The sequence below is a fragment of the Bacillus sp. EB V-12 genome (genome assembly GCF_056158125.1).
Genome location: NZ_JBUXJL010000002.1, coordinates 670578 through 695511, shown reverse-complemented (window position 1 = coordinate 695511; position 24934 = coordinate 670578). Strand labels below are relative to the sequence as shown.

General features: G+C 34.5%; 23 protein-coding genes. 8 read left to right on the top strand and 15 right to left on the bottom strand.

Annotated features, from left to right (window positions below):
- Positions 1-8: 8 nt before the first annotated feature.
- From resE to ACZDYH_RS10160, 12 genes are all read right to left on the bottom strand, one after another.
- On the bottom strand, positions 9-1784 hold the full coding sequence (gene resE, locus ACZDYH_RS10215; RefSeq protein ID WP_000964673.1) for a sensor histidine kinase ResE: 1776 nt from the start codon (positions 1782-1784) through the stop codon (positions 9-11).
- Positions 1784-2500 carry a DNA-binding response regulator ResD gene (gene resD, locus ACZDYH_RS10210; protein WP_000426861.1) on the bottom strand — a complete coding sequence of 239 codons (717 nt, stop codon included), beginning with the start codon at positions 2498-2500 and terminating at the stop codon, positions 1784-1786. Before resD ends, resE begins: the two co-directional genes overlap by 1 nt.
- A 303-nt stretch (positions 2501-2803) precedes the next feature.
- A complete protein-coding gene (gene resC, locus ACZDYH_RS10205; protein WP_000250083.1) occupies positions 2804-3961 on the bottom strand; it encodes a cytochrome c biogenesis protein ResC in 1158 nt (385 codons plus the stop codon).
- 14 nt (positions 3962-3975) lie between these two features.
- The gene (gene resB, locus ACZDYH_RS10200; RefSeq protein ID WP_166694838.1) at positions 3976-5601 is read right to left on the bottom strand and encodes a cytochrome c biogenesis protein ResB; all 1626 of its coding nucleotides are present in this window, start codon (positions 5599-5601) and stop codon (positions 3976-3978) included.
- Between the two features lie 121 nt (positions 5602-5722).
- Positions 5723-6244 carry a thiol-disulfide oxidoreductase ResA gene (gene resA, locus ACZDYH_RS10195; protein WP_000742192.1) on the bottom strand — a complete coding sequence of 174 codons (522 nt, stop codon included), beginning with the start codon at positions 6242-6244 and terminating at the stop codon, positions 5723-5725.
- Positions 6245-6350: 106 nt separating this feature from the next.
- Positions 6351-7079: a 23S rRNA pseudouridine(2605) synthase RluB gene (rluB, locus tag ACZDYH_RS10190; protein ID WP_000440556.1), complete on the bottom strand. Its 729-nt coding sequence runs from the start codon at positions 7077-7079 to the stop codon at positions 6351-6353.
- A 289-nt stretch (positions 7080-7368) separates the two neighbouring features.
- Positions 7369-7899, bottom strand: coding sequence for a spore maturation protein SpmB (gene spmB, locus ACZDYH_RS10185; RefSeq protein WP_000029514.1), 531 nt, complete (start codon positions 7897-7899; stop codon positions 7369-7371).
- Complete coding sequence (gene spmA / locus ACZDYH_RS10180; protein WP_121868160.1) at positions 7896-8492, bottom strand: spore maturation protein SpmA; 597 nt, start codon at positions 8490-8492, stop codon at positions 7896-7898. Before spmA ends, spmB begins: the two co-directional genes overlap by 4 nt.
- Positions 8485-9609: a D-alanyl-D-alanine carboxypeptidase DacB gene (gene dacB / locus ACZDYH_RS10175; RefSeq protein ID WP_001252638.1), complete on the bottom strand. Its 1125-nt coding sequence runs from the start codon at positions 9607-9609 to the stop codon at positions 8485-8487. The genes spmA and dacB overlap by 8 nt, the downstream gene beginning before the upstream one ends.
- A gap of 112 nt (positions 9610-9721) precedes the next feature.
- The gene (locus ACZDYH_RS10170; RefSeq protein ID WP_001075741.1) at positions 9722-10636 is read right to left on the bottom strand and encodes a superoxide dismutase; all 915 of its coding nucleotides are present in this window, start codon (positions 10634-10636) and stop codon (positions 9722-9724) included.
- A 105-nt stretch (positions 10637-10741) separates the two neighbouring features.
- A complete protein-coding gene (locus ACZDYH_RS10165) occupies positions 10742-11233 on the bottom strand; it encodes a YpuI family protein (RefSeq protein WP_000067557.1) in 492 nt (163 codons plus the stop codon).
- A 22-nt stretch (positions 11234-11255) separates the two neighbouring features.
- The gene (locus tag ACZDYH_RS10160) at positions 11256-11645 is read right to left on the bottom strand and encodes a hypothetical protein (RefSeq protein WP_000584367.1); all 390 of its coding nucleotides are present in this window, start codon (positions 11643-11645) and stop codon (positions 11256-11258) included.
- A 184-nt stretch (positions 11646-11829) separates the two neighbouring features.
- On the opposite strand from ACZDYH_RS10160, the gene mprF reads away from it, so the two are divergent.
- Positions 11830-14409: a bifunctional lysylphosphatidylglycerol flippase/synthetase MprF gene (gene mprF, locus ACZDYH_RS10155; RefSeq protein WP_000010845.1), complete on the top strand. Its 2580-nt coding sequence runs from the start codon at positions 11830-11832 to the stop codon at positions 14407-14409.
- Positions 14410-14413: 4 nt separating this feature from the next.
- Here the strand turns inward: mprF and ACZDYH_RS10150 are convergent, their stop codons facing one another.
- Complete coding sequence (locus ACZDYH_RS10150; RefSeq protein ID WP_166694837.1) at positions 14414-15202, bottom strand: hypothetical protein; 789 nt, start codon at positions 15200-15202, stop codon at positions 14414-14416.
- Positions 15203-15379: 177 nt separating this feature from the next.
- Here ACZDYH_RS10150 and deoD point away from each other — a divergent pair, with 177 nt between their 5' ends.
- The 4 genes from deoD (at position 15380) to ACZDYH_RS10130 (ending at position 19164) form a co-directional block, all read left to right on the top strand.
- Positions 15380-16087: a purine-nucleoside phosphorylase gene (gene deoD, locus ACZDYH_RS10145; RefSeq protein ID WP_000110707.1), complete on the top strand. Its 708-nt coding sequence runs from the start codon at positions 15380-15382 to the stop codon at positions 16085-16087.
- Positions 16088-16395: 308 nt separating this feature from the next.
- On the top strand, positions 16396-18210 hold the full coding sequence (locus ACZDYH_RS10140) for a sensor histidine kinase (RefSeq protein ID WP_000797518.1): 1815 nt from the start codon (positions 16396-16398) through the stop codon (positions 18208-18210).
- Positions 18211-18317: 107 nt separating this feature from the next.
- On the top strand, positions 18318-18848 hold the full coding sequence (locus ACZDYH_RS10135; RefSeq protein ID WP_000806236.1) for a tyrosine-type recombinase/integrase: 531 nt from the start codon (positions 18318-18320) through the stop codon (positions 18846-18848).
- 121 nt (positions 18849-18969) lie between these two features.
- Positions 18970-19164 carry a DUF3924 domain-containing protein gene (locus tag ACZDYH_RS10130; protein ID WP_001094860.1) on the top strand — a complete coding sequence of 65 codons (195 nt, stop codon included), beginning with the start codon at positions 18970-18972 and terminating at the stop codon, positions 19162-19164.
- 214 nt (positions 19165-19378) lie between these two features.
- Here ACZDYH_RS10130 and ACZDYH_RS10125 read toward each other — a convergent pair whose 3' ends face one another.
- Positions 19379-20224 carry a DUF72 domain-containing protein gene (locus tag ACZDYH_RS10125; protein WP_166694836.1) on the bottom strand — a complete coding sequence of 282 codons (846 nt, stop codon included), beginning with the start codon at positions 20222-20224 and terminating at the stop codon, positions 19379-19381.
- Between the two features lie 139 nt (positions 20225-20363).
- On the opposite strand from ACZDYH_RS10125, the gene ACZDYH_RS10120 reads away from it, so the two are divergent.
- The 3 genes from ACZDYH_RS10120 to ACZDYH_RS10110 all read left to right on the top strand — a co-directional run bounded on the left by ACZDYH_RS10120 (position 20364) and on the right by ACZDYH_RS10110 (position 22782).
- A complete protein-coding gene (locus ACZDYH_RS10120; protein ID WP_166694835.1) occupies positions 20364-21635 on the top strand; it encodes an ATP-binding protein in 1272 nt (423 codons plus the stop codon).
- 223 nt (positions 21636-21858) lie between these two features.
- On the top strand, positions 21859-22137 hold the full coding sequence (locus tag ACZDYH_RS10115) for a hypothetical protein (protein ID WP_025689010.1): 279 nt from the start codon (positions 21859-21861) through the stop codon (positions 22135-22137).
- 216 nt (positions 22138-22353) lie between these two features.
- The gene (locus tag ACZDYH_RS10110) at positions 22354-22782 is read left to right on the top strand and encodes a hypothetical protein (RefSeq protein ID WP_166694834.1); all 429 of its coding nucleotides are present in this window, start codon (positions 22354-22356) and stop codon (positions 22780-22782) included.
- Between the two features lie 79 nt (positions 22783-22861).
- Here ACZDYH_RS10110 and ACZDYH_RS10105 read toward each other — a convergent pair whose 3' ends face one another.
- Positions 22862-24904 carry a transglycosylase domain-containing protein gene (locus tag ACZDYH_RS10105; RefSeq protein ID WP_086385526.1) on the bottom strand — a complete coding sequence of 681 codons (2043 nt, stop codon included), beginning with the start codon at positions 24902-24904 and terminating at the stop codon, positions 22862-22864.
- Between the last annotated feature and the right edge of the window lie 30 nt (positions 24905-24934).

Sequence of the window (24934 nt, the reverse complement as noted above, 5' to 3'; positions counted from 1 at the left end):
ACGCATATCTAAATTATACGATTCGGTAAATATACAGAGAATGTAGTTCCTTCTCCAACAACACTTGATACAGAAATTTTACCATCATGGCCTTGAACAATATTTTTCGCAATCGCAAGCCCGAGTCCTGTTCCACCCTTTTTCCCACGTGTTCTTGCTTTATCAGCTTTATAGAAACGATCAAATAAAAATGGAATATCTTCTTCTGGAATGCCTGCACCCGAATCTTGTACTTCAAAAATAAGACCGTTATTTTTCGTATCAATTACAAGCGTTACATGTCCGCCTGCATTCGTATGACGTATTGCGTTATCAATTAAATTCGTCAATACTTGTTCCATACGATCTGCATCAAACGGGTATTGTTCAATTGGATCTTTGAAATCAACCGTTAACGCGACCTCTTTATCCTTTGCAATCCCTTGGAATTTACGACCAATTTTTTCAACAAACGGATGTATATCCACTTCACCAATATGTAACTCTACATGACCGCTTTCCATACGAGCTAAATCTAACAATTCATTTACAAGTTTACCTAAACGAACAGATTCATCATAAATAATTTGAACAAACTCATCTATTTCCTCTTTCGTTTGCACAATATCATCTAAAATCGCTTCACTATACCCTTGCAGCATGACCATTGGTGTACGAAGTTCATGTGATACATTCGCAATAAAATCTTGACGCATCTTTTCAAGACGACGTTCTTCCGTCATATCTCGCAGCACTGCTACAGCTCCACGAATTTTCGTTTGATTGTAAAGCGGCGTCATAAGAACTACATAGTTTCCTTTTTGTAAATTAATTTCAACAACTTGTTGTTGTTCGCTTTCTACAACGAGATGGAATAATTCCACAAGTTCAGAAGGTAATTTTTTACTTAACTCTATCTCTTTTTCTTCTTGCCAAACTTGTAAGAAATGTTCGGCCGGCGGATTGATTACAACGACTTCACCTTCTTGATTTAACGTAATAACCCCATCTGCCATACTACTCAAAATACTTGCTAACTGCTCTTTTTCTTGTTGCAAGGCGTTCATATTAAACTTCAACTGTTTTCCCATTTGATTTAAGGCCGTTGCAAGCTCACCAATCTCATCCTGAGATACCATAGGAGCCTTTGCATCAAACTTCCCACGTGACACTTCAAAAGCAACCTCACGCATTTTACGAAGCGGTGCTGTAATCCGAGTAGATAAGAAGAACGCAAAGAAAGTTGTTAATATAATCGCAATTCCAGCCGATAAGAAAATAAAATCAGTTGTTCTTTCCATACCTTGTATCGGTACTTGTAAAGATTCATATACGAACACTGCACTTTGATTTTTTGATTGCACTGGTTTTCCGACGATCATAATATCATTTTCGGTGTTTTTATTCTTCCTACTATTAGACGCTTTTCTAATATTATTCTTAATTTCTTTTTTGTCTGTAAACACAGCCGCTAATTCTTTATCTTCTTTTAAGTCATCCATTGTAAGAGTGACTAACCCTTCTTGTTTCGGTGAAGAAGAGATTTCTTTACCATCTTCTACAATAATAATCCTTGAAAGTGGGTCAGAGAATTTGTAAGCGATATTCTCAATCGTTTTTACATCGGCACCTTCTTCAATTAACTCTGAAACACTTGTTGCAACTTTTTGAAGCCTAGCTTCACTCATATCAACATAATACGTTCTAAAAAACTGTGAAAGTAAAATCGCAACAAATCCAAGAACAAACGAAACGAGAAGTAATATGGTCATCCATAACTTCCCTACTACACTTCTCCAAAGCATCAGTCGTTCACAACCTCAAATTTGTAACCTACACCCCAAACAGTAACGATCATTTTCGCTGCATCTGGTGATTTTTTGCTTAACTTCTCACGTAAACGCTTTACATGTGTATCAACTGTACGTAAATCTCCGAAGAATTCATATTGCCATACTTCTTTTAACAGTTGCTCACGATCGAATACTTTATCAGGAGCTTTCGCTAAAAATAATAGTAACTCATATTCTTTCGGCGTTAAGTTTACTTCATTACCATCTGCAGTAACACGGTGTGCATCGTTATCAATTGTTAAGTGCGGGAATACAGTAACATCTTTTGTCGTTGTATCTTGTGTAAAGAATGTTGTTGGTACAGCACGACGTAATACCGCTTTCACACGTAGTACGACCTCACGTGGACTAAATGGCTTTACAATATAATCATCTGTTCCAACTTCAAATCCTTGTACTCTATTTACTTCTTCACCTTTTGCTGTCAGCATAATAATTGGTGTCGCTTTCTTCTCACGAACCCCTTTACATACTTCAATGCCATCTTTACCAGGCATCATAAGATCTAATAAGATTAAATCGTAATCATTTTGCAACGCCATTTCTAAAGCTGTATCACCATTATCTGCTTCTTCAATCGTATATTGTTCTCTTTCTAAGTACATTTTCAATAAACGACGAATACGATCCTCATCATCTACAATTAAAATTCTTGATTCATTTTCCATCTCTACCCGCTGCGCACTCTCACCTCAGCGGTTCACACCTACCCTTCTTTAACTATTATGTTGCGCTATTCTCGTTTATTTAAGCAATCTTCTAAATGTTTCACTTCCCATATTATGCTTCACAAGAATAATAAATTTTGTTCAATTTTTTTCCAAAACTATGTATTTTTTTTGAACAGCATATAATGTCCTCGACATCATTTTACAAAATCAACCGCTACTTTGTCATGTTTTTCTCAAAAAAGAAGAAAAGTTGACAAAAATAAAATAGGAAAGTGACATGCACTCCCCTATTTTATTTCTCTATGCATATGAATGTAAACCGGCAATAATTAAGTTTACTACAATAAAGTTAAACATAATGATTGCAAAACCAATTACTGCAAGCCAAGCTGACTTCTCTCCATGCCATCCTTTTGATAGGCGTAAATGTAATACTGCCGCATAAAAGAGCCAAGTGATAAGTGCCCAAACCTCTTTTGGATCCCAACCCCAAAAACGTGTCCACGCTATTTGTGCCCAAATCATCGCAAAAATTAATGCACCTAATGTGAACACTGGGAATCCAATTGCAATAGATCGATATCCGATTTCATCTAGTAAATCACTATTCGTATTCTTTACTAACGGCTGAAGTGCCGCCGATACTCGCTTCCGTAAAACAAGTCTTAATACAATATACAGTAATGTTCCAACTAACACTGACCAAATAACAGTATTTAATTTTTTCGCATTTACAATCGCTGGAACTTCAACTGCCGGTTCTAATTTATTTTCTGTCAGTAACTTCCCTTCGTGCGGTCCAACTAAAGCCGGAAGATTGTATTTCATTTCCACTTGTTGTTCATTTTTATCAATCCATTGAAACTTCGCTTCATATTTCATACTAGAAAATACCGTTGTTACTCCAATAAATCCAACTGTACAAACAAGTGTAAATACTACCGTCTCTAGCCAAAATGTACGTTTACTTCTCGTCGATTGATCTACATTTTTCAATAAATACATAACACCTGTAATAAAACTAATCGCTAAAATGGCTTGTCCTGCTGCTGCCGTCGTCACGTGAATATGTAACCAATTACTTTTTAAAGATGGAATAAGCGGAGATATTTCCCTCGGAAACATACTTGCATAGGCAATTAATAAAAGCGCAACTGGTAATGCAAATAGTCCGATTATGCTTACACGGTACATAAAATACATGACAATAAATGCTCCTACAAGCATCATGCCGAAAAATGTACCGAATTCAAAAAAGTTACTAACTGGCGCATGTCCTGATGCAATCCACCTTGTAACAAAATATACTGTTTGTGCAATAAACCCTAAAATTGTAATCGTTATTCCTACATTTGCCCATTTATGACCCTTTTCTTTAATTGCTCCCCCGAAAAATAGAGTGGCAATTAAATATAAAATAAATGCGGTAAAGAGAAAGTTACTACTTATTTGCACCATATCGTTTCCCCACCTTAACTAATTTTTTTATCAATTACTTTATCATTTGGCTGTGGAATTGCTGTACCTTCTAGTACTCTTTCAATATCTTTCTTTAAACCGAACCAATTTTTATTTGTATGCCCTGCAATCCACCATTCATCATTAACACGTTGTATCCAAATACGGCGATGATTCCAATACATACCTTGAATGACACCAACCATAAATATAAATCCTCCAATGCCGAGAATCCAAAGCGTTAAATCTTTTCTTACAGTAAGTGCTGTTGCATTTTGCATTTCAACACCTGCAAACGACATTTTATATTTGTTGTTTCCATCTGGTTCTATATTTTGCTGAATACCAACAAAACTCACTTCACCATCTGGTGTTTCAGGTGTAAACATTTTAAATACAAATGCAGGATTGTTTGGTAATTTCGTTTTTGTATTTGGTTTTCCATTCTCATCAAAATAAAAATCAGGAAAATAGCTTAATAGTTCTAGAGAATAACCATTTCCTAAATCATATTTTTCCTTAGGATTCGTTAAATCTACTTTAATTGGTCCCCACTTTTGATTATTTTCTTTATTTTGCAAGTTAAAGGACATACTTTTAAATTCACTTTCTTTATAATCCACTTGATACACTGCAAATTGATCAAATTTCAGTGGTTCATTCACTCGAATTTCCGCTTCTTTTACTTTTTCTAATTTCGGTTTTTGTCCTGTTATATTTTCTCCTACTGCTTTATATAATACGGCATTCGTTTGGAAGTTTTTCGCAATCATTTTATCTCCTACACGATCAATCGCTTCATCAAAAACTTCCTTGTCCTTACTTTTATCATAAACTTCTTTTATAAATTTCTCGTTTTTTAAGTAGTATTGTCCATCCGTCCCTGGTATTTCTTTCGTTTCACCGTCACGTAACCAAAGTGCTTCGTCTACGTACATACTCGGTAAAAAACGAAGCATCGCACCGAATAAAAAGATAATAAGACCGATATGATTTACATATGGACCCCAACGCGAGAAGCGTCCCTTTTCTGCTAAAACGTTTCCGTCTTCCACTTTCACGTTATAGTTTCTTTTCTTTAAATTCTCTTGCACTCTTTCCAGGTCACCTTCTTGCGGTGTACCAGTCCCATATAATCTCTGTCTCTTTAAAAAACTAGGATGTCTTTTTACGCCTTGCTTTTTTAAAGCTTTATAAAGTGGAATAACGCGGTCTAAACTACATATCACAAGTGAAATACCGATAGAAGCAATCAAAATCATATACCACCATGAACCGTATAAATTATTAAACCCTAATTGATAGTATAATTGTCCTAAAAATCCGTATTCTTGTTTATAATATTCAGCTGGTGCAATACCTGGAGTTATGTACATTTCTTGCGGAAATATAGTTCCTATCGCTGATGCAGCTAAAGTTATTACGATTAGCCATACACCTACTTTTACAGAAGAGAAAAAGCTCCAAATTTTATCGACTATCGTTTTTGTCTGCGTGAGAGATCTCCGTGCACTCCCCTCATAGCGCATATCCAATAGTTTTGCATTTTCATTGCTTTCAAATGGTTTCCCGCAAGCTTCACAAAAAACGGTTCCTATCGGATTAACATGTCCACATTCACATTTAATTTCTTTCAACACTCTCACCGCCCCTGTATCTATATGTACTATTGTATATTCTAACCTCGAGTTACCGCAATACTCAGAATTTTTAAACCAGAGGCACTATAAACACGCACCCCTTATGTAAAGGCTTTCTTTATTACGGAGTAATTTTCTTTAAATACCCTTCTAACTGTTCTTTCGTTTGTTCCCCTATAATTTGCTCCACTACTTTTCCATCTTTATCAATCAAAAAGCTTGTCGGTAAAGGACCTACTCCATATGTTCCTATAATCTTTTGTCCTTTATCAATGGCAACTGGGAATTTCAAACCATATTGGTTCACAAAGTTCTTTACTGCAATATCCGTTTCATCTGCATCTAACGCTATGATTTCAACGCCTTTTTCTTTATACTTTGGATATAATTCATTCATATAAGGCATTTCTTTTTCACAAGGTTTACACCACGTGCCCCAAAAGTTTAAAAATACACCTTTTCCCTTTAAATCTTTTAGTTCAATTTTCTTTCCTTCTAAATCCGTCACAATAAAGTTAGGTGCTTCTTTTCCGATTTGCATTTTCTCTTTATTAGCAAAGAATCCTTGATAAAGGGTAAATCCTACAGCACCACATAAAATGAGTAGAATAATAACGCGAAATAATAAGCGATTTTTCTTCATATTACCTCTCCTCTCCTCGGTAAATGTTATGTATTATCTTCTGTAAATGTTGTATTGAATAAATCACCAGCAGAGCACTCCACTGGTGAATTTTTAACTCTATAGCTTATCTTGGCTTTGTAGAAGCAAGCGCGCGTAATTGTTTCACCTCATGTGGTGTCAATTCTCTCGCATCACCAGGTCGCAGGCTTCCTACTTCTAAGAAAGCATAACGTTCACGTTTTAATTTCACTACTTTACAGTCTAACGCTTCAAACATACGACGTACTTGACGATTACGTCCTTCATGAATTGTTAATTGTACAATAGCCATCTCTTTACGCTTGTCCCAAGAAATAATTTTCACACGTGCTGGTGCTGTTTTACCGTCTTCTAACGTAACACCGCGTTCTAACATGCGAATTTTCTCACCTGTTAATGGCCCTTTTATTTTTGCAACATATGTTTTTTCAACTTTATATCTAGGATGCATTAATACGTTTGCGAAGTCCCCATCGTTTGTCATTAATAATACGCCAGACGTATCATAATCTAAGCGTCCGATTGGGAATAAACGTTGTGTAATTTCCGGGAAAAAGTCCGTTACAACACTTCTTCCTTTATCGTCTGATACACTTGAAATTACGCCAGTTGGTTTATATAGTAAAAAATAAACAGGTTCTTCTTTTTCAAGAGGGATGTTATTTACTTCTACTTTATCTTGAGGAGTTACTTTTGTCCCTAACTCTTTCACTATTTTTCCATTAACTTTCACTTTTCCTTGCTGAATTAATTCCTCAGCCTTTCTTCTCGATGCAATACCTGCTTGCGCAATCACTTTTTGTAATCGTTCCATTTCTTTTTTTCACCTCGAATTTATCTTACCTTACATTAGAAAGACTTGGCAACCGCATACGCTTTACGGCTATTCGCTTCATCTTACTTAAACAACATAGCGATGATAATAAACATATAAAGGTCAAATCATGTTTTTACCCTTTATTATTGTCCATATTTTTCATATTTCTCACAATAAAAGTTCATCATTTTGTCAAAAATACCACATAAAAAAACCACTATTAAGCTACACCTTAATAGTGGTCGTATACGTATTATAAGCGAAATAGCGTAAAAAATGAATAGTATTACTGAAACAATAAAGAAACGAACACAATTGAGCATATAATCCCGATTAAATCTGCAAAAAGTCCTACTTTTAGTGCATCCCCCATTTTTCTAATCCCAACCGCTCCAAAATATACAGTTAAAATATAGAAAGTCGTATCTGTGCTCCCTTGCATCGTAGAAGCCAATCTCCCAATAAACGAATCTGGCCCATATGTTGCAATTAAATCGGTCGTAATACTTAAACCAGCAGAGCCTGAAATAGGGCGTATAAGTGCTAAGGGTACAATTTCTGCTGGAACATGGATCAAATCTAACATTGGCTTCATTACCGATATCATTGCATCTAACGCACCTGAAGACCGGAATATAGAAATAGACACAAGCATTCCAACCATAAACGGTAAGATGGAAATTGCAATTTGAATCCCTTCTTTTCCTCCCTCAACGAACGATTCATACGTCGGTACTTTCTTTATTGTGCCATATAAAAGGATAAAACCAATTACACAAGGGATTACCCATAAGGAAATTGTATTTACAATGCTCATTTTTTCCGCCCCTTTCTACTCCTTCTTCGGTAAAAATAGCGGTCAATCCAAATTGCCCCAATCATAGAAAGTACTTGTGCAATAAATGTTACCCCAACAATTTCAGTAGGATTCGCTGATTCATACGTCATTCGAATGGAAATGACTGTCGTAGGAATTAATGTAATAGCTGATGTATTTAATGCTAGAAACGTCACCATAGAACGGCTCGCCGAATCCTTTCCTCCATTTAACTCTTTCAGTTGTTCCATCGCTTTAATACCAAGAGGGGTCGCTGCATTACCTAGACCAAAAAAGTTTGCCATCATATTTGATAGAATAAATCCCATAGACGGATGATTCTTTGGTATTTCTGGAAACAACCTTTTTACTATCGGCATAAAAAGTGTAACTAATTTTTTTAACAATCCGGCTTCCTCTGCAATTTTCATTAAACCGAGCCAAAATACTAAAACACTAATAAGTCCTATACAAATCGTTACCGCATCTTTTGCTCCGTCAAATACAGCTTTATTCACTTCTTCCATCGTTCCATTTATCATGGCGTATACAATCCCAATGACAGCCATCGCTACCCATACGAGATTAACCATCGTTCCCAACACCTATCATGTAAGAAAAAATTTCTTTCACATTATTCCAGTAAAGTCCCGTTGTAGCTACTAACTTTCGTTTACTATAAAATAAATTCCGTTCTCCAACTTTTTCATTACCAACATAAATGTCTGTCTTCCCAACCTTTACTCCATCCGTAAGTTTTGTACTTTTATCGAGTTCAACTTTTAATACTACGTTCTTTTTTTCTTCTTCAGTTAACGGTACCGAAAAACTATTTTTCGTATAAACATGGTTGGCATACTTCTTTTCATTTATTTCAGCAATTGCTCCTTGTCCTAAAACTTTCGTTTGTTTGAAACGGTCAAAACCTTTATCAAACAAATTCATATGATCATCCCAATCACTAGAGGCACTCAAAGTTACGACAATTAAATCTAGTCCACCTTTTGATGCCGTTGTAACAAGCGTTCGCCCAGCTTTCTTCGTAAAGCCTGTTTTTCCCCCTGTTGCAAATTCATAATAAGACGTTACCAGCTTATGTTTATTTTTCCACGGGTAATCCCAAGAATCTGATTTATATGTTTTGGTTCCAAAGATTTTCTTAAATGTCTCGTTTCCCATTGCATATTTCGTTAATAATGCCATATCGTAAGCCGACGAATAATGTGATCCATCTCCATCTAAGCCATGAGGGTTTGAGAAGTGCGTATCTTTCATTCCAATTTCTTTCGCTTTTTGATTCATTAAATATACGAATCCATCTATACTCCCACCCACACTTTCAGCAATTACTTGCGCTGCGTCATTACCAGATCTAAGCATGAGTCCGTATACTAAATCTTCTAACTTCACTTTTTGTCCAGGCTTTAAATAGATTGCCGATCCTTCCACCCTCACCGCTTCATTACTAACTGATACCATTTCTTTCATCTTCCCTGATTCAGCAGCTAATAAGGCGGTCATAATTTTTGTTATACTAGCAATTTTTTGAGGCTCATGTTCTGCCTTTCCGTATAATACACGACCAGACTGTTGCTCCATTAATACAGCATTTCGAGCACTAACATTGCTGTTCATCTTTGCATATGTAGGAATCGGCATAACGCTTGCATACATCATAAGAAGCGTAATGATTACACAAATTCGTCTCATATTTCCCCCCACGTCCTTTTGGCACTTTTTGTACAAGTGTATGCTTGGCCTTTTAAAATATGAACGAAATCTTCCTTCTACTTCCATTAAAAAAGACGCAGAGAATTTGCGTCTAATATGGTGTCCATTCAATTTGTTTCGCAGTTTCAAACCTTTTTTCTACATCAGGCCAATTTACAACATTCCACCAGTTTTTAATATATTCATCTTTTCGATTTTGGTATTGTAAATAATACGCATGTTCCCAGACATCTAGTACAAGGAGCGGTATCGTATCCCATTGTGTAAATAATTGATGAAGTGTACTTTGCAAAATTTCTAACCTTCCAGACCGGGGTACCCAAACGAGAATTGCCCAGCCTGAACCTTCTACTTTAGAGGCTGCTTCTGTAAAATGTTTTTGGAAACGTAAAAAGCTCCCAAAATCTTGTTCAATTTGTTGTGAAAAAGTTCCTCTTGGACTTCCACCACCGTCTTTTTTCATGTTATTCCAAAATATCGTGTGTAAGTAATGACCTGACCCATGAAAAGCCGCTTCCCTTTCCCAATGCTTAATTAAATCAAATTTATTTGTTTTTCTCGCTTCTTCCATCATCTTCTCTGCTTTATTTAATCCTTCCACGTAACTCCGATGATGTTTATCATGATGTAACATCATAATCTCTTTAGAAATATACGGTTCTAACGCATTATATGGATAAGGTAATGGCGGGAGTGTATGTCCTCCAATTGGGACAGCTCGTTCACTATCCCCTCTTTCATATAATTCATATTCCTCTTCTTCTTGCATAAATACTTCCTGCAAGTGATGCTGAATATGTTCTACATCATCGCTTATTTCATACATAAACTCTGCATCTGTTTCATACTCATGCTCTTTCATACGCTCTAATAACGTCTGAATTTTATAAGCAAGCATATGGACATCATACACTTCCATTGCGCGACTATCTAATACGTGAAGAACACTTTCACACCAATTTTCTACTTCATGAAAGTAATCTGTAAATACACCTTGCTGATTCATGTTGCACCTCCCTAATGCTATCCACTTAACTATATTCAATGAAAATCCCTTATATAACTGTACAAAAGGAAAAGAAGCTAAGTCACCTTAGCTTCTTTTCCTCAATCAATATTTGTGTAACATCTTTGTCTGATAATCCGTCTCATAATATTCTAGTTCTTCACGCATCAATTGAAATTTACCTTCTAAACTCTTCATCACTTGCTCTAAAGATGCAGGTGGTGTTTGTTGAAAAACGATAGAATTTTTCCCTGTATATGCAGACCGACTATTTTCATACCAATGATCACTCTTCGGTGAAAAAAACTCTGCAATTACTTGATGGTAAATCTTATATAAAATTTTTTCAGCTGCTGTTTTTCGAAATGGCTGGCTATTCAACAAAACAAAACATGCATCCTGTCCTTCTTCGCAAAAAACGAGAAGTCGTCTCATTGATGCTAATAACCCTTTATAATATCGCTCATTCCCTGCTGGTGTTTCCTCTAATAAAGAAGGTAACGTATGATAATTTACATAATTGGTTATCAAATTAATAGCATCTTCTAAAAATATAGAAACTTGTTCTGTTTGATTTTCAACCATCAAATTAGACATTTTTTCTCTCTCCTTTGCCATTTCACGCTATTTCTACTCTTTTATTTTTATGTAATTCAGCCAATATTTCTTGTACTTTCGACACCGTTCCCTCATCAAAATATTGTTGAAATTCTTCCATATTATTTAAATACAAACGTTTTTGCGCACGAAGCTCCTTATCTTTCATTAAACAACATATCGCTACAATATCGCGCAAATATATGTTTTGTTCTTCTACTTTATACACTGGATTTCCTTCAAAAGGAGTAATTTCTTGTAAAACTTCTTCAAAATATCGAACGTATAAAACCGAAAAAGTTTTCTCTTTACCATTTAATATATATGTCACTTCAGATCTGTTAAAAAAATCTTCTGATGTATTAGGTTTCTCTTTTTCTAACTCATATCCTACGTAACCTTTTATAATCATATACTCCCCCCTCACCCTTCTTTCACCTTATTCTAACTTAATTTTCCGATAAACAAAATATTCTTTTAAATATACCTATATAAAAAATAGCTCCCCTATACAGGAAATTACCTTTTTATTTTTCTTGAAGTTTGTCATAATAATATTATTGTCTCAGTTTTCTTATACAAGGAGAGTTGTATTTATGTCGTTTTCATGGAAACGTTTCTTACAAATCGGGAAAATTATCTTCCCATTTGTTGTATTAACAATTGTATTCTTTCAAGCAAAAAAAGAATTAGCGGGCATTTCTTTTTTAGAAGCGATTGATACAATTAAAAACATTCCAACTGGAGGAGTCTTTTTAGCAATTACACTTGGTGCATTCGCTGTATCAACAATGTTCTTTTATGACTATGTTATGCTTCGTTACTTAAAAGCTGATATTCCTGTCCAAAAGATTTTCCGTATCTCGTGGATTGCTAATACTTTAAATGGATTTATCGGGTTTGGTGGTCTTGTTGGAGCCGGCGTACGCACAATGCTTTATCGTCCATATATAAAAGAAAATGGAAAACTTATTAAAAGTATCGCTTGGATGACAACTGCCTTTATTAATGGATTAGCCATTCTTTCATTTCTTGGTCTTATCGGAATATTAGACACGAGATTTATTTTGCATGAAAAACCATGGCTATGGCCTGTTCTTATCTTCTTCGCTCTTTTCGTCCCTATATATATCGGATTTTCTAAATTAAAAAATAGAAAAGCGACGCAAACAGAGGAACAAGAAGAAGAGGAGAAAAACCCAACTGTTTTATACTCATTAGTTTCATTAGTCGAATGGGTATCTGCTGGTATTGTTATGTACGTCATATTACTATTATTTGGCATTGAAATTGAATTCCAAAAGTTTTTAGGCGTATATGTTATTGCTGCTTTAGCTGGTGTCGTTAGTCTTGTTCCTGGTGGCCTTGGATCATTTGATCTTGTCTTCTTAACTGGGCTTGGGCAATACGGCATCGATACAGGTGTTTTACTCCCTGCTATGTTATTATATCGTCTCGTCTATTACATCTTGCCCTTCTGCCTTGGTCTCATTTTTGCAGCTTTTGAAATGACAGGAGTAGCCATTAAAAAGTTTGAAGATAAACCTTTTATTGCGCCTGCATTAGAGACAACTGGTGTTATATGGACTTTGCAGCGTGACTTTCTAGGAAAGTTAGGTTCTTGGGCATCTGCTGCTTTAACAGTATTTGCTGGCTTAATGGTTATTTTATCAACCATTCTACCGACAAGTATAAATCGGGCACACGCCTTACATATTCTAGCTCCAAAACATCTTATTCAATTTTCTTTTAGCTTATCGCTAACATTCGGTATCCTCCTCCTCATTCTTTCGCGGGGGATATATTACGGAACAAAACGTTCTTATTATATGACGATTGTTTCTTTAATTGGAGCGGCTATTTTTAACACACTAAAAGGAATTGATGTTGAAGAAACTTTTATTTTATTAATCGTACTCGCTGTATTGTATATGCTTCGTAAAAGGTTTGTACGTGAGAAAATGGAAGTCTCACTTTCCGATATCGTAAAAGTTTTTATATTCCTACTTGTAACGTTATATTTATATAAAAACTTAGGTATTTTATTTGCAGGTGCAAAAGAAGCTTTCAAACCTGATTTTGTCGTTCGTAATATTACACAAGTAAAACGAAGTGCATTAGCAGCTGCCTTTTTTGTTCCTACTTTTTTACTAATTGGTTCACTCATTGCAAATCGTTATCGAAATGAATTTCCCGGGCAACCAGCTAATGATAAACGATTACAAAACTTCTTAGATGAACATGGTGGAAATGTACTTAGTCATTTAGGTTTTTTAGGAGATAAACAATTCTTTTTCAGTAGTGATGGAAAAGCACTCATTCTCTTCTCAATAACTGGAAAACGACTTATTGTACTAGGTGATCCAATTGGGGCCCCTTCCTCCTATCGTACTGTATTGCAAGAGTTTTTAGCTGAGGCTGATCGATTTGGATACATTTGTGTATTCTATCAAATTGAAAGTAAATGGATGAGTTTATACCACGATTTTGGTTATAACTTCTTTAAGCTTGGTGAAGAAGCTGTTGTTGATTTAAATACCTTTACAATAACAGGAAAGAAACGCGCTGGCATGCGAGCTACTTTCAACCGTTTTGAAAGAGAAGGCTATACATTCTCTATTCATGAGCCACCTTTCTCCGACGAATTATATGAAGAGTTAAGAAAAGTTTCAGATGCATGGCTTGGTGGAAAAAAAGAGAAAGGTTTTTCACTCGGATACTTCGATCGTGAATATATTAGTCGCGCTCCTATCGCAACATTATCTGATGCGGATGGAAAAATTATTGCATTCACAACATTCATGCCTGTATATCAAAACGGATCATTATCTGTCGATTTAATGCGATATTATCCAGATGCGCCTAGCGGCATTATGGACGCAATTTTCATCCACTTATTCCAGTGGGCAAAAGAAAATGAATACCACTCCTTTAATATCGGTATGGCACCACTTTCAAATGTTGGTTTATCCACACAGTCTTTCTGGTCTGAACGAGTGGCTGCTGCAATCTTTAATAACGTTCGTTATACGTATAGTTTCAGCGGATTACGACATTTTAAAGAAAAATATAAACCAGCATGGAGCGGTAAATATTTAGCATTTAGGAAGAATCATTCTTTACCAATTACAATGCTCTCTGTAACAAAATTAATAGGAAAAAGAAAAAACAGCTAAATTCTTAGCTGTTTTTTCTTTTTTGAACTTGTACAATAAATTCTTTTTCATACTTCTTACCATTTATATAGAAATTCCCCCACATTTTATACGTGCCCTCGGCAGGAAATGTAATTCGGTATTGTAATTGCTCATCCGTATCTACAGGCATAGCGTATAAAAAATTCTCCTTCATTTCATCCACTATATAGAGTGACTCTACTTCTCCTCTCTCTGAATGCAATTTCAATTTTTCACCCTTTTTCGCTTGAAACTGAAATGTTAACGTAACTGGTTCATTCGGATGTAATGCGCCAAATAAAAGAGAAACTTCATACTCTCCTATTTTTTTTGTAAGTACACTGTCGATTGGAAATTTCACTTTTTTCTTATTGTTCTCCTCTTTCGTTCTACCAAAATTCTTCCTAGCGAATGACTCTACGGACTTATTTTTGTCTTCGTATAAAAATATTGTATATTCTTCGTCTTTCGCTATTTTGGAAGATAACTTATATGACCCGTTCCCTGCAAATGTGGGTTTAATTTGTTGTATGTTTTTTAACTGTCCATCTACAATCACTGCCCGCATTTGATCATTTACACCACGAATTTCATTATTCTTGTTGTTTAACAACTGAAATACAATATCTACTTTCTCATTTCCCTTTCCATTTGAAACATCCCACTTTACTTCCTGAACATCTCCTACAGTCTCTTCGTTTTCTTGATATTTTTTTATGTAAAATCCTCCTGCCACAATAAGTACTAACGCAATAAGCCCAATGACAAGATTTTTCAAAACATCACCTACCATTTTTATTGTCTCTATTCATACAAAACTTCTTAAGATATATATTCTAGATTATGATTTATGAAATCCTCCTATTTTGTACATATTACAAATAATAAAAAGATTTTAATTGAAAGGATTCGTAGTGTATAATGCAAATGATATTGATTTCTATCAATACATTATAAGGAGGACTTTTTTATGAGTGTACATATCGAAGCAAAACAAGGCGAAATCGCTGAATCTATTCTATTACCTGGTGATCCATTACGTGCAAAATATATCGCTGAAACATTTCTAGAGGACGTTACTTGCTATAATAATGTGCGTGGTATGTTAGGTTTCACTGGAACTTATAAAGGAAAACGTGTATCTGTTCAAGGTACAGGTATGGGTGTTCCTTCTATTTCTATTTATGTAAACGAATTAATCCAAAGCTACGGAGTTAAAAATTTAATTCGCGTTGGAACTTGCGGTGCAATTCAAAAAGATGTAAAAGTTCGTGATGTTATTATCGCAATGACGGCTTGTACTGATTCTAATATGAACCGTTTAACATTCCCAGGATTTGATTTTGCACCAGCTGCAAACTTTGACCTTTTAAAGAAAGCTTATGATGCTGGAACTGAAAAAGGATTACACGTTCGTGTCGGTAACGTTTTAACAGCAGATGTGTTTTATCGTGAAAGCATGGACATGGTTAAAAAACTTGGAGATTACGGTGTATTAGCAGTAGAAATGGAAACAACTGCTCTTTACACATTAGCAGCGAAATACGGTGTAAATGCATTATCTGTATTAACAGTTAGCGATCACATCTTCACTGGCGAAGAAACAACATCTGAAGAGCGTCAAACTACATTTAACGAAATGATTGAAATCGCTTTAGATGCAGCAATTCAACAATAATACACTAAAGAACTTGTCATACGTCTGGCGAGTTCTTTTTATGTGACTTTTTATAAATAACTACTTTATAAAGAGACAGATTTCTCCCCTCTACTTTCTTGTAACGTTTGTTATAATGAAGTGAAACTTTAATCAGTGGAGGTTTTTTCCATCCCCCACTGATTATTAGTTGAACCAATCGGATTTTACGGGCAATTGATCTCCCGCCTAACTCCCTTGTATTCGCCGAATTTTGAAGTGGGAGTCTTATTGCCCGTTAAAGCGGGATAAAGAAATCATTTACAGTATTTCTCATAAGAGGTGACGCAGTGAAAAACAGAAGTATCGTCTTTAAACTATTTTTATTAACATCCACTTTATTTACAATCATATTCCTACTTTTTTTCCTAGGACAATCTCTATTTTTAGAGAAATTTTATATTAATAAGAAAGTAAAAACAGTCCAAACTGCTTTTGAAAAATTCGTAGATAATTATGATAAAAGTGATAAAAGTTATGAGCAGGTTAGAAAATTAAAACAAGAATTTCATGATAAAACAAATGCCGATATGCAGTTTTTGGATTCTAACGGTATTATTAAAAGTGATAACAATTACTATATCGATGTATTTAATCCCAACAATAATAAACAGTATTCCATTCCACTCAATAATCTTTTAACACCAGAAGAATATAATAAATTCGAAAATTTAGGTTTAAAAAAAGATGTAATAATCAATGTTGATGGAGTCGTACAAGAGAATAATATAATCACACCACAAAAATTAGGAACGAATTATAATCAATGGCAGAACGAACATTTCTATTCGGATTTTCAGTCAATTAATGGTAACCCTTCTAAGAACAGACTTGCAAGCCGATACAAATCTACAACTCGAATTGTCTTTACAGGTGTTATAACTAAGTTACAGCTCCCATCCAAAGCGGAGGTTCGTCTTGCAAATGATATTGAAACATTACAAGCCGTTCAATATTTTGCAGATATGATTAGAGAGGGAACTTCTAACTCGAACCAATTAAGTACTTTCATATTAGATGGCGGAGAAAATATAAAAAATAGTATCTTTGTAAAACCGATTATAGAAAATGGAAGGATTACAGAATACGCTTTTGCGATAGCATCTTTGCAGCCTGTTAATGAAGCGATGCTCGTTTTAAAAGATTATTATGTCTATGCCTTAATCATCGTGTTTCTCGTAATTATTTTGTTATCCTTCTACTACTCAAAAATCATTGTTAAGCCATTAATTAAAATAAATCGTGTTACAAAAAAAATGGCTAATTTTGATTTCAGCGAGAAATTACCTGTTACAGCTGACGATGAAATTGGCGGGCTTTCTGGCAGTATCAATACATTATCTGTAAATTTAAAAGATCGAATCGATCGATTAAATGTTGCTAATACAAAGTTACAACAAGATATTGAACGTGAACGTCAATTAGAAAAAACAAGAAAAGAATTCATTTCTGGCGTATCACACGAATTAAAAACACCGCTAAGTGTAATTAGAAGTTTTGCAGAAGGAATTAAAGATGGTGTTAGTAAGGATACTTCGTATTATACTGATGTTATTTTAGAAGAAACAGAAAATATGAACAGGCTGATTGTTGAAATGTTAGAATTAGCAAAGTTGGAATCTGGTACTTACAAACTAGATATGACGACGTTCTCAATCGGTGAATTAACGCAACAAGTCTACACAAAATTATTATTTAGCATGGAAGAAAAACATTTACAAGTGAACATCGATGCAGACTCTTCTATACTTGTTAAAGCAAATCGCAGTCGCATTGAGCAAGTAGTTGTGAACTTACTAAGTAATGCAATCCGTTATACGCCAGAGGGAGAAAAAATACAAGTCTCCATTATAGAAGCAGAAGATACCGTAAAAGTCGAAATCGAGAATACAGGAAACCCTATCCCTGAAGAAAGTCTTGAAAAAATTTGGGATCGCTTCTATCGTCTAGATGCATCGCGTAGCCGTCACACTGGAGGTACCGGTCTCGGATTATCTATTGTAAAAAACATTTTAGACCTCCATCATGCCGAGTATGGTGTGTATAATACGACTAACAGTGTTGTATTCTATTTCAATTTACAAAAAGTAAAAGAAGTCAAATAATTTGTCTTAATTTCACTAGGAGTTCACATGAAATTCACACTCTCCCTTTATAGTAAGAAACAAGTTAATCCTTTCCTTTACACATATAAAAGAGGAGAGTGCGTGAAATGAAACAAGCAGGACAACCTATTCAAAATGAAAAACAATTAGAAACTATCAAAAATATACTTTTACAATCTTCGAAACGTGATGGCTTATTATTCGTATTAGCTGTAAATTCTGGCTTAAAAGTAAGTGAAATCTTACAATTAAAAGTTAGTGATGTAATCGATGAAAATGAAAATGTTCGCCATTCCATTTTATTTTACAATGAAAAAGTGAAGAAACATAAATGGTTTGCTGTAAATGAAGACTTACAGCACGCAATCGAAGACTACATGAAAGAACGTAAAACTTGGAAACGTAATGAACCATTGTTAAAATCTCAAAAAGGAACAAAATCTATTACGAGACAACATGCATGGTACATTTTAAACAAAGCTGCAAAAGAAGTTGGATTAGAAGGGATTAGCTCACATACACTTCGAAAAACTTGGGGTTATTGTGCATACAAATCAGGTGTTGATATTGCATTTTTACAACACTTCTTTGATCACAGTACTCCATCAAAAACTTTAAAGTATATCGGTATTGCTTAATAACTCTTATACATAAAAAAGGTTACCATTTGAAAATTTGGTAACCTTTTTTATATTTCATATTCTCTTTTCTTGTCTCTCCTATACTGTAGTGGTACTCTAATAATAAGGGGGAGAAATTATGAACACACTTACAATTGAATTACCGAAAGAAACGGCTGAAAAACTTGATTTATTAAAACAAGCTTATGAAAAGAAAACAGGTGCTTCTATCTCTGAGAGCACTCTCGTTCAAACACTTATCTCAAAAGAATTTATCCAGGCGATAACTCCTTTTGATTTACAACAATTCGTCAACGGAAAAGAACAGCATTAATGCTGTTCTTTTTTTATCTCTATTTAAAATATACAAAGTTTTATATATATTTTTAGAAAAACCATTGACAATGATAATGATAACCATTATCATTTATTATGAAGCCAACAATTGATGAATCAACCAAACGCTCAGTAACATTGTTACCCCTCTTTTTCATATAGAAAGGCACTGTACATTCCCCCTGTTTGTACAGTGCCTTTCTTGTTTATTATCATTCAAAAAAATTTAATTGCTCCGGCTTCGGCTCACCATATGTAATGTTCATCATTTTCATAAGCTGTTTCGCATTATCTGCTGCATCCCCACCTGAATTGTTGTTAAACAGTACGTATATGTCCTTTGTCTTCTTTTTTAATTGTTCTAGTCTTTCTACCCATTCTTCTAATTCTTTATTGTTGTAGCGATATAAACAGCGAACCGCTCTCCAGTTTTCCCCTTTATCAAGCCAACCATGAACATTTCGACCGTGAAAACGTATTAATGCCATGTCTGAATTCGTAACCTCTAACACGAGTGGCACAGAACCTATCCCAGCCTGTGGTTCATCACAAATTGTATAAATCCATTTCTCTTGTTCTAGAAACTGTAACGTCCTATCTCTCATTTCTGGATAAAACCATGTTTGATTTCGAAATTCTATTGCACATGGTAAACCTTCCATTTTTTCTTTTGTATATCGGAGAAAATCTACATTTTTCTTTTTACAATCAAACCATGGTGGATATTGAAATAAAATCGTTTTTAATTTACCAGCTTCAATTAAAGGAAGAATAGATTGTTTATATACATCAAACATCTCATCGAACGTAGAAAAAGGAATTTCACCTTTCATATGTCCTGTCATTCCTTGATATGCTTTTACGATAAAAGAAAAATCTTTCGGTGTTTCCATTGCCCATTTTGTATAGTTTCGTGCAGGTTGCATCGCATAAAATGAGCTATCCACTTCTACTATAGGAAAATACTCGCTGTATGTTCGTAATTTATTTCTATTTTCATAGGGATTTATGTATAAAGAATCATGATCTCCCCATCCTGTCACTCCAATAAACAGCACATATACCCCTCCCTTTTTAACTTCATCTTCTATTCACTTTCCAAACACTTTGCATCATGTAGCCTTTTCTTTAAGAGTATCCTTATAAAAATATGATATACTATATGGAAGAATTTTTAAAATGAGGGGTTATTTATTTATGCTTCCAAACGATGCTACTGTATCTCATGAAAAACGAATTGAAGAACTAGAAAATAAAGTACGTTTTTATGAAGAACTTGTGAATCAATTACCACATCATTTCACATACAAAAATCCACATATTGGTTTACGAATAAAGAAAACTAGAACAACCCATTCCATTCAAGAAATACCAAAAGAGAATAAAGAGGCTCATTTTCAACTTACTTGTGATTCATTATTTTTATTTGAACAACTCGAAAAACACTTTGTACATATTTTTGATGCCTTTTCACATCATGTAACCTTTGTCGATAATAAAGGGAATATTACTTTATGTAATCAAGTTGCTGCAGATGATTTCGGTGTAATACGAAATGATATTATCGGAAAACCGATTCAACAATTACTAAACTTGCCGGAAGAAAAAATTAAAGCGATTGAAACATTAAAAACGGGAACAGAAATATATAATGAAGAAGTTTTAGACAAAAACTATGGCATTATAAATAACCGAATTATTCGTGATTATAACGGGGAGATTTTTAGAGTTATTAGTGTCTTTCATTATTTAAATACAGAACGTGATGCAGAGAAGTTTTCGTTAGCAGGGCGAATCGCAGCTGGAATTGCACACGAAGTACGAAATCCTCTTACAACAGTACGAGGATATTTACAATTTTTACAAGAAAGTGTTTCTCCATCTAATAAAGAACTATTTAAAAATTTACTTATTCCTGAATTAGATCGAGCAAATAGTATCATTACAAAATTTTTATCTCTTTCAAAAACACGTGAATTTAAAAGAGAACCCTTTCCCATTAATACATTTTTACGTGAGTATATTCAACAGTTACTAGTTAGTGAAGTTTCCTTGCATAATATTTCAATTGATTATAACTTCTCTAATGAATTAGATGATATTTTAGTCAATATTGATCGACATGAACTTGTTCAAGTGTTTTTAAATCTATTTCAAAATGCCGTCGATGCTCAAGGCGACGAACCTCTTTCTATTCAAATTACTAGTTATCGCCTTGATAACTTCGTTCGGATTACTTTCACAGATAATGGAATTGGTATTCCTCCAGCTATTCAAGAATATATCTTTGATCCATTCTTCTCAACGAAGGATTCGGGAACAGGACTAGGCTTGTCAGTAACAAAAAAAATCATCCAAAATCATAACGGCACGCTCAAAATGACTAGTGCTTCAAACGGTACAACTTTCACTATTTCTATTCCAATCTTACCTAAAACAACCCTTGAAAAATTAAATCAATGTAAATAAAGGACTAATGCACGAACTACATGCCAATTGTTAAACACTCCCAACAATTAGCATGTAGTTTTTTATGTTGCACTTTTCTTCTTTACATTATATAAACCTTTCTCTATATCTTACTTATTTCTTTCTAGGTGGGCCAATTTCTTATTTTTTTAGAAATGGTAGTTTGTCCATCACGAATTTAGTATAAATTTCATTTTAATATATAGTAATGACTAATGATTCTATGAAAGAAAAGAATGAAAAGATGAACAATAAAAATAAAGGAAAAGTATTTTATGGTAATGATTGTTGTGAAGTCAGAACTTGCAGTCACATTAACATCCCTAAGTCAGAACTTACAGAATTTGTTAGACTTCTTCAAACTCTTGGTCAAGCTATTCTAGTTCAATATGGATCTGGTTGCCTAGGCGGAGGAACTACGGGGACTACTGGTGCTCAAGGGCCTCAACAAGGACCTGCGGGCGATACAACTGCGACACTATCTGTCTTCCGAATTTACTAACCACAATTTCCGAAAATATTTTGGGAGGACTAGGCACATTTATAAGTAATAGATGTGATTTTGATTGACTATTAAATCTCTCTTTTAATAAAAAGGAGCACTTATTTGGGAGGATAAGTGCTCCTTCTTTACGTTTCTTTACCTCAAATTTACTCTATCTTAATCCTCTTTTTGTATGATAAATAATGAAGTCAAAGATATGAAAGAGGGATGAAAATGAGAGTTATGTCACTAATACGCATTTGGTTTGCTCTTATGATATGCATTATTTTATGTGTAGGATTTTTTTTAACTCTAAAATATTCCACTATTTCAAAAGCAGAGAGAAAAACAGTTCCATACACACTTTTGTATACGAAACAAAACAACATCCTTTATTCCAATTCCACAAATAATGAAAAAAAAGTTATAAAAGGAATGCTTATTACGGAAGCTCCTAGTTACGAAACTCTACTTCAAATTGCTGAAACGATTAAAAATCAATATACAAATAAAGGAATTGATGAAATCACGCTGTCTATCCATAATGAAAATAATGGTAGTTATGAAGAAGAATTACTATACGAACCGATTAGTAAAGGAACAATAATCATCACATACGATTCCCAATCCTTTGGCAGTACGAACATTACTCTTAATGAATAGTAGCATTTACCTCACAAATTATGAGCAAACTTTATTTTTCACATGAGAAAGAGGCGAATAACGAAATTCGCCTCTTTTTTTACCATAATGATGGAATCCACTCTTTCACTTTATTAAACCACTCTTGCTGTTCTTTTTTCCTTTGTTGTTCTTCTTCTTGCCTTTTCTTTTCTTCTTCTTTTCTTCGCTTTTCTTCTTCAATTGTTTGCAATTGTTTTTTATAGTCCGCTTCAGATATTAACGACAATTGGAACGCTTTTTGGGCTGGGTTTGCATTTGCTTTTTTCATGATATCCCGGAACATCGTCGTTGTAATTTGACTACCACCTGGAACATAATGCTCGCTATCTGTTTTGTCATATCCTACCCAAATCGCACCTACTAAATCTGGTGTGTATCCTACAAACCACGAGTCCTTTGCCCCTACGCTCGGACCATTTACAAGTTGAGTAGTCCCTGTCTTTCCTGCTGTATCAACATTAGTAACTTTCGCTTTTCCACCTGTTCCCTTTTCTACAACACCTTTTAATAAATACGTCATCTTTTGAGCAATTTTCTCACTCGTCACTCGTGTCTCTTTCTTATACCATTTCCCTATTATTTCTCCTTCAGCATTTTGAACTTCTCTAATTGCATGAGCCTCTACTTGAACCCCATCATTAGCAAATGTACTATATGCTTGGGCCATTACAAATGGTGATGTCCCTACATGCATCCCACCTAAAGCAATTGGATACGTACGGTCTTCTGGTACTAATGGAATACCAAATCGCTCTAAAGATTTCAATCCTTTATCTAATCCTATTTGTTCTAATAGCCACACAGCGGAAACATTATACGACTTTGCTACCGCTTCATACATTGTCACATTACCATGAAAAGCCTGATCACTATTTTTCGGTTCATATTCTTTAATATGAAATGGTTCATCCTTTAATATATCGTATACTTCATACCCTTGTTCTAAAGCGGGTACATATACAGCTAGAGGCTTTAACGTTGAACCTGGTTGTCTTTTTAATTGCGTAGCATGATTAAATTGTAAAAACTGATATGGTCCTCTACCACCAACTAAAGCTGGAACACCGCCTGTTTTGGGATTTATAAGGACTACACCCGTTTGCATAAGTTGATCTGAGCCACTATCTTTGAAATAACTATCATTATTCACAACATCTTCTACAGCTTGTTGCTTTTTCGGGTCAAGCTCTGTATAAATACGATAACCACCTGCTAAAATTTCATTTTGTGTTAATTCATACTTATCCATCGCTTCCCTAACTATATAGTCTACATATTGGGAGTATTTACCTTTGTATTTATCATCAACCCCACGTTTTAATACAAGGCCTGACTCTTTTTCTTTATTATACTGTTCGTCAGAAATATACCCTTGCTCTTTCATTAAACTTAATACGACATTACGTCGTTCAATTGATTTATTAAAGTTTTTATAAGGCGAATACGCAGACGGCGCTTTAATTAATCCCGCAATCGTTGCAGCTTCTGAAATTGATAAATCTTTTACCTCTTTATCAAAATAAGATTTAGCTGCCCTCTTTATCCCCCAAGCACCTTCCCCAAAATAAATTTGATTCATATACATTTCAATAATTTCATCTTTTGTATAAGTACGTTCTATTTTTTTTGTTAAAAAGTATTCCTTTATTTTACGAGAAAATGTACGATCTTGTGTCAGAAATACATTCTTCGCAAGCTGCTGTGTAATTGTACTTCCCCCAGCTACAACTTCTCCTGCTGTAATATTTTTAAAAACCGCACTTATAATTCCACTATAATAAATACCATGATGGTTAAAAAATTCCTTATCTTCTACTGCAACAATTGCCTGAACCATAATATCAGGAATATCTTTTCTTTTAACGCCTTCTGTTTTCGAAGAAGCTAATTTAGTTGCGACCTCATTATTTGCATCATAAATTAAAGTCGGTTGTGGAACAGCTTGTTTTAATTCAGATATGTCTTGAATGGAAATTATTATATTTACAGCAATAAATAGAGTAACGAATACACTTCCCAATACAATTAATGAATTACGAAGTTTCTTCCTCTTATTGAACCACTCAAGCATTTTTTTAAAATGAGTGTTCTTCAATTTCATTCGTTCACTTCCTTCATTTATTTACACTCT

Coding starts and splice junctions, on each gene's coding strand:
- ACZDYH_RS10170 (WP_001075741.1), bottom strand. CDS start 10,636: ATGAATCAGCAAGGTGTATTTACAGATTACTTTCATGAAGTAGAAAAT.
- resD (WP_000426861.1), bottom strand. CDS start 2,500: ATGGAAAATGAATCAAGAATTTTAATTGTAGATGATGAGGATCGTATT.
- spmB (WP_000029514.1), bottom strand. CDS start 7,899: ATGAGCATTGTAAATACAATTTCCTTATGGGTAATCCCTTGTGTAATT.
- ACZDYH_RS10150 (WP_166694837.1), bottom strand. CDS start 15,202: ATGGTAGGTGATGTTTTGAAAAATCTTGTCATTGGGCTTATTGCGTTA.
- mprF (WP_000010845.1), top strand. CDS start 11,830: ATGTCGTTTTCATGGAAACGTTTCTTACAAATCGGGAAAATTATCTTC.
- ACZDYH_RS10165 (WP_000067557.1), bottom strand. CDS start 11,233: ATGTCTAATTTGATGGTTGAAAATCAAACAGAACAAGTTTCTATATTT.
- rluB (WP_000440556.1), bottom strand. CDS start 7,079: ATGGAACGATTACAAAAAGTGATTGCGCAAGCAGGTATTGCATCGAGA.
- ACZDYH_RS10110 (WP_166694834.1), top strand. CDS start 22,354: ATGAGAGTTATGTCACTAATACGCATTTGGTTTGCTCTTATGATATGC.
- resA (WP_000742192.1), bottom strand. CDS start 6,244: ATGAAGAAAAATCGCTTATTATTTCGCGTTATTATTCTACTCATTTTA.
- ACZDYH_RS10115 (WP_025689010.1), top strand. CDS start 21,859: ATGAAAGAAAAGAATGAAAAGATGAACAATAAAAATAAAGGAAAAGTA.
- dacB (WP_001252638.1), bottom strand. CDS start 9,609: ATGAGACGAATTTGTGTAATCATTACGCTTCTTATGATGTATGCAAGC.
- ACZDYH_RS10160 (WP_000584367.1), bottom strand. CDS start 11,645: ATGATTATAAAAGGTTACGTAGGATATGAGTTAGAAAAAGAGAAACCT.
- deoD (WP_000110707.1), top strand. CDS start 15,380: ATGAGTGTACATATCGAAGCAAAACAAGGCGAAATCGCTGAATCTATT.
- resE (WP_000964673.1), bottom strand. CDS start 1,784: ATGCTTTGGAGAAGTGTAGTAGGGAAGTTATGGATGACCATATTACTT.
- resC (WP_000250083.1), bottom strand. CDS start 3,961: ATGGTGCAAATAAGTAGTAACTTTCTCTTTACCGCATTTATTTTATAT.
- ACZDYH_RS10105 (WP_086385526.1), bottom strand. CDS start 24,904: ATGAAATTGAAGAACACTCATTTTAAAAAAATGCTTGAGTGGTTCAAT.
- ACZDYH_RS10120 (WP_166694835.1), top strand. CDS start 20,364: ATGCTTCCAAACGATGCTACTGTATCTCATGAAAAACGAATTGAAGAA.
- spmA (WP_121868160.1), bottom strand. CDS start 8,492: ATGGTTAATCTCGTATGGGTAGCGATGGCTGTCATTGGGATTGTATAC.
- ACZDYH_RS10135 (WP_000806236.1), top strand. CDS start 18,318: ATGAAACAAGCAGGACAACCTATTCAAAATGAAAAACAATTAGAAACT.
- ACZDYH_RS10130 (WP_001094860.1), top strand. CDS start 18,970: ATGAACACACTTACAATTGAATTACCGAAAGAAACGGCTGAAAAACTT.